The sequence below is a fragment of the Hymenobacter lutimineralis genome (assembly GCF_008271285.1).
Lineage (GTDB): Bacteria > Bacteroidota > Bacteroidia > Cytophagales > Hymenobacteraceae > Hymenobacter > Hymenobacter lutimineralis.
The window spans coordinates 1-6,165 of record NZ_VTHL01000041.1; the positions used below are offsets into that span (position 1 = coordinate 1).

Sequence of the window (6,165 nt, forward strand, 5' to 3'; positions counted from 1 at the left end):
TGGATTCAGGGGCGGGTAGGTCGGCCATAGGGAGGTCCCCGAAGGGGCAAGTGTAGTGAGCCCAACGGGCGAACGGGTTTTGGGTATTGCGCGAAGCGCGATGCACAAAACACATCTTGCGAAAACCGTTGAACGATTCGGGAGTGGCCCACAAGGTACGGCTCCCCACACGCGCGCGCAACCCCTGGCCCGCTCTTTCTGGTGATGGTAAACAAATAGGGGAAAACCGCCGACCTGTTCTTTTCGCTGTGCCCTCCCGATGGCCTTACCGTTGTTTTCCGTTCCAACTCTTGTGCCCCTCCTGTTGCCTCCCTATCGGCTGCTCCTGGTACTCTCCTTGCCGGCAACGTGGCCACCTCGCTCTGGCCACCAGCTGCACCACCTGGCCACCTCCCCACCTGGTCATGCGCCCCCGGTCTTGGCTGTGCTGCCTCCCGCGTTTCGGCCCCTTCCCCGGCCTGCATCCTCAGCTGCTCCCGTTTCTGCGGCCGTAGCATTCCCAAGTTCAAAGCAGTACATAAGCTCAGTAATAATGTTTATAAACTGTTGATTACCAATAATATATAATTTACAAAATGCGCGCAAGTTACTGGCTTATAGGACTTTGCTGTTTTTGTTTTGCTCGCGCCGTTGTACCCTTGACCAGTACCTAAAAGCTCTTTTCTCTCGCGCGGGAACACCAATTGGTGTATTTGTAAAGCTTTGTTCTATTTGAGGGCCTTGTAACTTATTGTATTTCAGATATTTACACCGCCTAAAAAAGACTTTTAGTGGGTTAAAAAAGACTTTTAGTGGGTTAAAAAAGACTTTTAGTGGGTTAAAAAAGACTTTTAGTGGGTTTAACCAAGACTTTTAGTGGGTTTTATTAGTCTATTAAAACAGACTGTATGTTGCCAATGTCTTTTTTGATGTATAATTGCCCATCAATCAGTTGAGTATAGCCCTAAATGAGCAAGGAGTTAGAAATCCGTCAGCATAATGCCCTCACCAGTGCCCGCTACGATTACACCGAATTGCAGCAGGACCTGATGTTCTTCATCATCTCCAAGCTTAGACCTGATAACAAGGACAGTTATTCGTTGAGTATTATGGAGTTGTCTAGGTTGACGGGTAAGAAGTACAACGCTGCCTATCTTCACAAGGCCACGGCTGACATGGGGTCGCGGGTGTTGGAAGTGCTGACAGAGAAAAGCTATAAGCAAATTTGGATGTTCCAACAGGTAGAATATCATTTAGGCCAGGGAATCATCGAATTTGACCTCACCAAGCATATTCTACCTTACCTGTTCGACCTCAAGGACAACTTCACCTCCTACGAATTGGCCGCTGCGCTCCGTCTCACCAGCAAATACGCCAAGCGCATCTACCCCCTTTGCAGTCAATGGAAAGACCTGGGTGAAACTAAAAAATATGACCTCCAGGAATTCAAGAGGATGCTCGGCTTGCTAGATGACAAGGGCAACGAGAAAATGAAGCAAATCAATGAGCTACGTGGAAAGGTGCTGGATATTGCCGTCAAGCAAATCAACGAGCACACCGAGTTGCACGTCAGCTACAAGCTGGAAAAAGTTGGCCGCAGTTTCAAAAACATCATCTTCACCGTCAAGCCGCAAGCCTTAGCTGACCCTATTCCCTTTGACCTGGTGGCCACGGCCCAGCCCTTACCGGGGGTGCAGCAAAGCCACTTCGACAACGCCGCCCGCATCTTGGACGAGCTGCGCATCACCGACGCCAAACACCGCCAAACCATCCTGGCCAGCGCGGCCCACGTCGCGGAGGTGAACCGCTACAACCACGACCTGAAAACGGGCAAGGTCAAAGCCTCGCGCAATCCGGGGGGCCTGCTGCTCGTGCGCCTGGGCCTGGTCGCGGCCAAAGTACCAGCCGTGGCAAAATAATCTTTCAGCCCCACCAGCGTTACAGGGCACTGCTTGCGTTCTTCTCAATGCCCCATGCGTATGAAACTTCTTCGCATGCTTCTGGTGGTCGGCGCGCTCGGCAACGCCAGCTGTGCCTCTTCCCGGCTCACTCCGTTGGCGCCGGAGACGGCGACCCGTGTCTATTTCAGCCAACTGCCTGCACGACCTTACCGGGAAGTGGGCCACGTCGAGGCCACCGGCAGCATCTTTACCAGCCGTCCGCAGCTGCTCCGCCAACTGCAGCAACGACAAGCCCAGATGCAGGGCGACGCCCTGGTGCAAGTGCGCTACGATTTCGTGTTGTGGTGGCCCCACGCCAGCGCGTTGATTATCAAGTATCAGTAGCTGAACAAACCCGCTGCAACTTAGATAACTGCTCGTGCGCCTGGGCTTGGTCGCCGCTCAAGCACCTTAAATGGCCTAGAAAGGCCCCTAGAATCCACGTACCTTTGCTTGGCTATGAAAATCACGCTCGAAGTACCCGACAGCCACGCCGGCTTCCTGCTGGAGCTATTGCGCAACCTGCCGTTCGTCAAGCTGCGGGACCAACCCACTACGGCCGCTGCCCTGGACGAAACCGCCCACCTGCTGTCCTCGCCGGCCAACGCCGAACGCCTGTACGCGGCCCTGGACCGCGACCGCCGGGGCCAGCGGGAAACCCACGAGCTGCCGGCCACGAGATGACGCTGAGCTGGGACGCCGCCGCCTGGGAAGATTTTCAGTACTGGCTCGACACCGACAAGGCGATGGCCCGCAAGGTTCGGGCGCTGCTCAAAGAGTGCCTGCGCACCCCCACCACCGGCACGGGCAAGCCCGAACCCCTCAAACACGACTTCGCCGGCTACTGGTCGCGCCGCATCAGCGGGGAGCACCGGCTGATTTACCGCTTTGAAGCCGACTTGGTGCACGTGCTGCAATGCCGCTTCCACTACACCAAGTAGGATTTAGGGGGCAATGGGGAGGCCTTTTTATGTCCATCCGGTTTCCGGGAAAAGTCTCTTAACATAATGCTACTTATAATCCCAACCTCGGAATCGTGCCGGGTTTTCGCCCCACGGCCCCGACTTGCCAAACGTGGTATTTTGCCGGTTTAGGCCCTTAAAAAACGGGGCTGATTTACCGGCCTGTCAGTGCTTCATTTTCATGCCCGTTTTGCCCTTGCCCAACTGGTCGAGCGCGGCGCGGAAGCCGGCGGCGAGCTGCGCCGCCGGGCCGCGGCCGTAGTAGTGCAGGAACATCATGCGGGGCTGGTCAAACAACATGTGGTTGTGCACGGCCACGACCTCCAACTGGTGGGCGCGCAGGGCCTTTATAACCGGGTTTACTTCGTGCTCCAGCATAGCAATGTCGCCGGCAACGTGCGCGTCAGCTTGCTTGCCGGCAAACGCGGCCCACGAGTTCAGGCCAATGGCGGCGGTCATTTCCGTGCCCATCATCACCGATTGCAGGTCCGCCCGGCCCACGGTGTACTTGTAGGTGGGGCCGTTCACCGTGCCCTGGTACTGCACCACTTTGTCGAGCGCCGGAATATCAAACAGCTCCTTGCCGGTGGGCGGGCCGGGGGCCGGCGTGGCGTTATTGCCCACCTGCGCGGCCGGGGTGCCGCCGCTGGGCTTCGGCTGGTTGGCCGGCAGCAACTTGGAGTCCTTCAGCGCGGCGGCAAACTTGCGGGCCAGCTCGGCCGGGGCACCCATGCCGTGGATGTGCATGTAGAAGATGCGCGGTTCTTCGTAAAAAAAGTGGTTGTGTACGGCCCCGATTTCCAGCCCCTGGGCCAGCGCGGCCGACATAAGCGGGTTAACTTCCTCTTGCAGTAGCACCGTGTCGCTCATGAGCATGGCTGATTTGCCGTCGAGCGTGTGCTTGATGGCCACCCACCCGCCGAAGCCGAAGGAAATGGGCACCGGCTCCCCCTTGATGGTCACTTTCAAGTCGTTGCGCGGCAACGGGGTGCTGTGCGTGGCCTGCGCTTCAACGTAGGCCCCTTTCTTGCCCATCGCGGCCTCGATGGCGGCAATGTCGGCCGCGCTCAGCGGCGGGGTGTTGCCGGGGGCCGGGGCTTCGGCGAAGGAGGGCAAGGGGCCTAGCAGCAGCGGCGTGGTGGCCAGCGCCGTGGTTTTGAGCCAGTCACGGCGGGAAAAACGGGAATCGGACATAGAACAAGGAATGAATGAGACGGCTTAGGGTACGTAAGGTAAACGGTTGACTGTTCCTTCTCTGTGCTCAGGACGCGGCTTGTGGGCGCTTAACGTGCTGTATTCTCCGTTTCCTGAGAAGACCTCTAAAAGCCCTACTGTGGGAAATACTTCTTGACCAGCTTCGGATTGTCGCGCTTTAAGTCCCAATAACCCTGGGTCAGCCAATCCAGCGCCGTCTTTTTCTTGGCTTGCTCCTGCTGCAGCACCACGACCTGCGCCTCGGCGGCCGCTTTCTGCTGCCAGAGGTAGGTGCTCAGGCTGACTAGGGATAGCACCAACGCAATCACCCCCAACCCCAGCCGTATACTGGTAAAGCCCCATACTTCCCCCACCACGGGCACGCTGCGCGGAATCCGGTCAATCACCTGCTGCAGCTGCGCCGTGCCCGTGGTGAGCGTGTTTTCCACCTTCGCCGGCGTGGTCAGGTGCGGCTGGATGGCCTCCGCTACGCCCTGGTAGTTGATGGTAAAGCGCACTTCCTGCTTCACCTTGGCCAGCACCTCGTCCAGTTCGGCCCGGCTCACCGGCCGGCCCTGCTCTAAGCTGCGCTTGTTCAGCGCCTCGATGCCGCGCCGGAGCGCGTTGATGTCTTGAAGTAGTTCCTGCATAAGTCGTTGCTGAAAAGTTAATCCCCCATCTCAAGGCCTCGGGACTGCTGCTTGCCCGGCTGCTGCTGGGCCTGCCGCTCTTTGGCCTGGGCGTACGCGGCTGCCAGCTTGGCCAGCGCGTAGTCCTGGCCCACCTGCTGCCACGCCTGGGCCGGGTCCTGGCCTAGCTCCCGGGCCTTGGCAAAGCCCATCTCCAGATTGCCGGCGCTGTACTCGCGGCCCACCTGGCTGCCCTTCACCCGGTGCCCGTCCTGGGCAAACACCACCCCGGCCGGGCTCCCGTCCTTGCGCCGCGTCAGCTCCAGTTCGATGCCGCGCGGGCGCAGCGCCTCGCGCAGCTCGTCGAAGCTGCGGGCCTCGCCCGCCGTGTAGCTCAGGGCGCGGCCGATCTCCTGCCGGGCGCGGCTCCAGTCGGCCGACTGTTCCTCTTTCGGGGTCGTGGCTTTCACCTGGGCCGGGGTCGGGCCGATTTCGCGGGCCTGCTTGCGGCCCACCTGGTCGGCCACGATCAGCCCATATTCCTGCTCGATACCCTTGCACACGTCCACGCTCCGGGAGCGGATAAACTGGTCGCTTACCGTCTGCCCGTCCAGATCCACCCGGTTCACCACCAGGTGCATGTGCGGGTGGGTCTTGTCCTGGTGCCGCACCACGGCCCATTGCGTGCTCTCCGGGTCGATGTTCAGCCCCTTTAGGTAGTCCTGGGCAATGCGGCCCATCACCTCGTTGGTCAGCTTCTCCTTTTCCTCGACCGGAAAGGCCAGCGCGACGTGCAGCACCGCCTTGCCCAAATTGGGCCGCATGGCCCGCACCGCGTCGAAGTCCGCCGCCATATGCGCGGCGCTGTCCGTGCGCACCCCGTGCGCGGCCAGCACCTCGGCTCCTTTGCCGGGGGACTGCTCCTGCAGCACGTACCGGCACATGGCCCCAAACGACTGGTTCACCTTCACCTTGCCAATCATACCGCCTCGCCCGTCAGCCGCTTCAGCAGCTGGTGCATCTGCCCGAGGACCGTCGTGGCTCCGGTGCGCTGGTCCTGGCCCAAGTGGGCCAGCTTGGTGAGCTGGTTCAGGTTCGCCGCCATGCCGGCCAGCTGCGCCAGCTGCCGCGCTTCCTCCGGGGTCGGCGGGGCCTGCAGTTTCGTGGCTGTGTTCTGCTTCCGCCACACCGACCGCAGCACCTCGCCCTGGCTCAGCCGGTACCGTTCGGCCTCGCTGGTCAGGCGCTCGTGCTCCGCATCGGTAAGCCGGACGCTCACGACGTGGCGCTGTTTCTCGGCCAGCGGGCCGGCCTTCCGGCCTCCTTTTCGGGGGCGGGGGGGAGTGGATTCAGGGGCGGGTAGGTCGGCCATAGGGAGGTCCCCGAAGGGGCAAGTGTAGTGAGCCCAACGGGCGAACGGGTTTTGGGTATTGCGCGAAGCGCGATGCACAAAACACATCT

8 protein-coding genes are annotated in these 6,165 nt (G+C 60.0%); 4 read left to right on the forward strand and 4 right to left on the reverse strand.

What is annotated here, in order from left to right; translation table 11 throughout:
- The first annotated feature begins 947 nt into the window (after nt 1-947).
- The 4 genes from FY528_RS20940 (at nt 948) to FY528_RS20955 (ending at nt 2,860) form a co-directional block, all read left to right on the forward strand.
- The gene (locus tag FY528_RS20940) at nt 948-1,898 is read left to right on the forward strand and encodes a replication initiation protein (RefSeq protein ID WP_149072958.1); all 951 of its coding nucleotides are present in this window, start codon (nt 948-950) and stop codon (nt 1,896-1,898) included.
- Nucleotides 1,899-1,958: 60 nt separating this feature from the next.
- Nucleotides 1,959-2,264: a hypothetical protein gene (locus tag FY528_RS20945; protein ID WP_149072959.1), complete on the forward strand. Its 306-nt coding sequence runs from the start codon at nt 1,959-1,961 to the stop codon at nt 2,262-2,264.
- Nucleotides 2,265-2,378: 114 nt separating this feature from the next.
- Nucleotides 2,379-2,603 (forward strand): type II toxin-antitoxin system Phd/YefM family antitoxin, encoded by a 225-nt coding sequence (locus FY528_RS21460; RefSeq protein WP_222931854.1) that lies wholly within the window; start codon nt 2,379-2,381, stop codon nt 2,601-2,603.
- Nucleotides 2,600-2,860 (forward strand): Txe/YoeB family addiction module toxin, encoded by a 261-nt coding sequence (locus FY528_RS20955; protein ID WP_149072960.1) that lies wholly within the window; start codon nt 2,600-2,602, stop codon nt 2,858-2,860. The genes FY528_RS21460 and FY528_RS20955 overlap by 4 nt, the downstream gene beginning before the upstream one ends.
- Before the next feature lie 186 nt (nt 2,861-3,046).
- Here the strand turns inward: FY528_RS20955 and FY528_RS20960 are convergent, their stop codons facing one another.
- From FY528_RS20960 to FY528_RS20975, 4 genes are all read right to left on the reverse strand, one after another.
- Complete coding sequence (locus FY528_RS20960) at nt 3,047-4,075, reverse strand: DUF1259 domain-containing protein (RefSeq protein ID WP_149072961.1); 1,029 nt, start codon at nt 4,073-4,075, stop codon at nt 3,047-3,049.
- 134 nt (nt 4,076-4,209) lie between these two features.
- A complete protein-coding gene (locus tag FY528_RS20965) occupies nt 4,210-4,725 on the reverse strand; it encodes a hypothetical protein (RefSeq protein ID WP_149072962.1) in 516 nt (171 codons plus the stop codon).
- Nucleotides 4,726-4,742: 17 nt separating this feature from the next.
- Entirely contained in the window at nt 4,743-5,687 is a 945-nt protein-coding gene (locus FY528_RS20970) for a relaxase/mobilization nuclease domain-containing protein (protein WP_149072963.1), read from the reverse strand.
- The coding region (locus FY528_RS20975; RefSeq protein ID WP_149072964.1) for a plasmid mobilization protein at nt 5,684-6,165 on the reverse strand (482 nt) is incomplete at its 5' end. The genes FY528_RS20970 and FY528_RS20975, both read right to left, overlap by 4 nt.

Excerpts from the sequence above, each read along its gene's own strand:
- FY528_RS20940 (WP_149072958.1), top strand. The coding sequence starts at position 948 with ATGAGCAAGGAGTTAGAAATCCGTCAGCATAATGCCCTCACCAGTGCC.
- FY528_RS20945 (WP_149072959.1), top strand. The coding sequence starts at position 1,959 with ATGAAACTTCTTCGCATGCTTCTGGTGGTCGGCGCGCTCGGCAACGCC.
- FY528_RS21460 (WP_222931854.1), top strand. The coding sequence starts at position 2,379 with ATGAAAATCACGCTCGAAGTACCCGACAGCCACGCCGGCTTCCTGCTG.
- FY528_RS20955 (WP_149072960.1), top strand. The coding sequence starts at position 2,600 with ATGACGCTGAGCTGGGACGCCGCCGCCTGGGAAGATTTTCAGTACTGG.
- FY528_RS20960 (WP_149072961.1), bottom strand. The coding sequence starts at position 4,075 with ATGTCCGATTCCCGTTTTTCCCGCCGTGACTGGCTCAAAACCACGGCG.
- FY528_RS20965 (WP_149072962.1), bottom strand. The coding sequence starts at position 4,725 with ATGCAGGAACTACTTCAAGACATCAACGCGCTCCGGCGCGGCATCGAG.
- FY528_RS20970 (WP_149072963.1), bottom strand. The coding sequence starts at position 5,687 with ATGATTGGCAAGGTGAAGGTGAACCAGTCGTTTGGGGCCATGTGCCGG.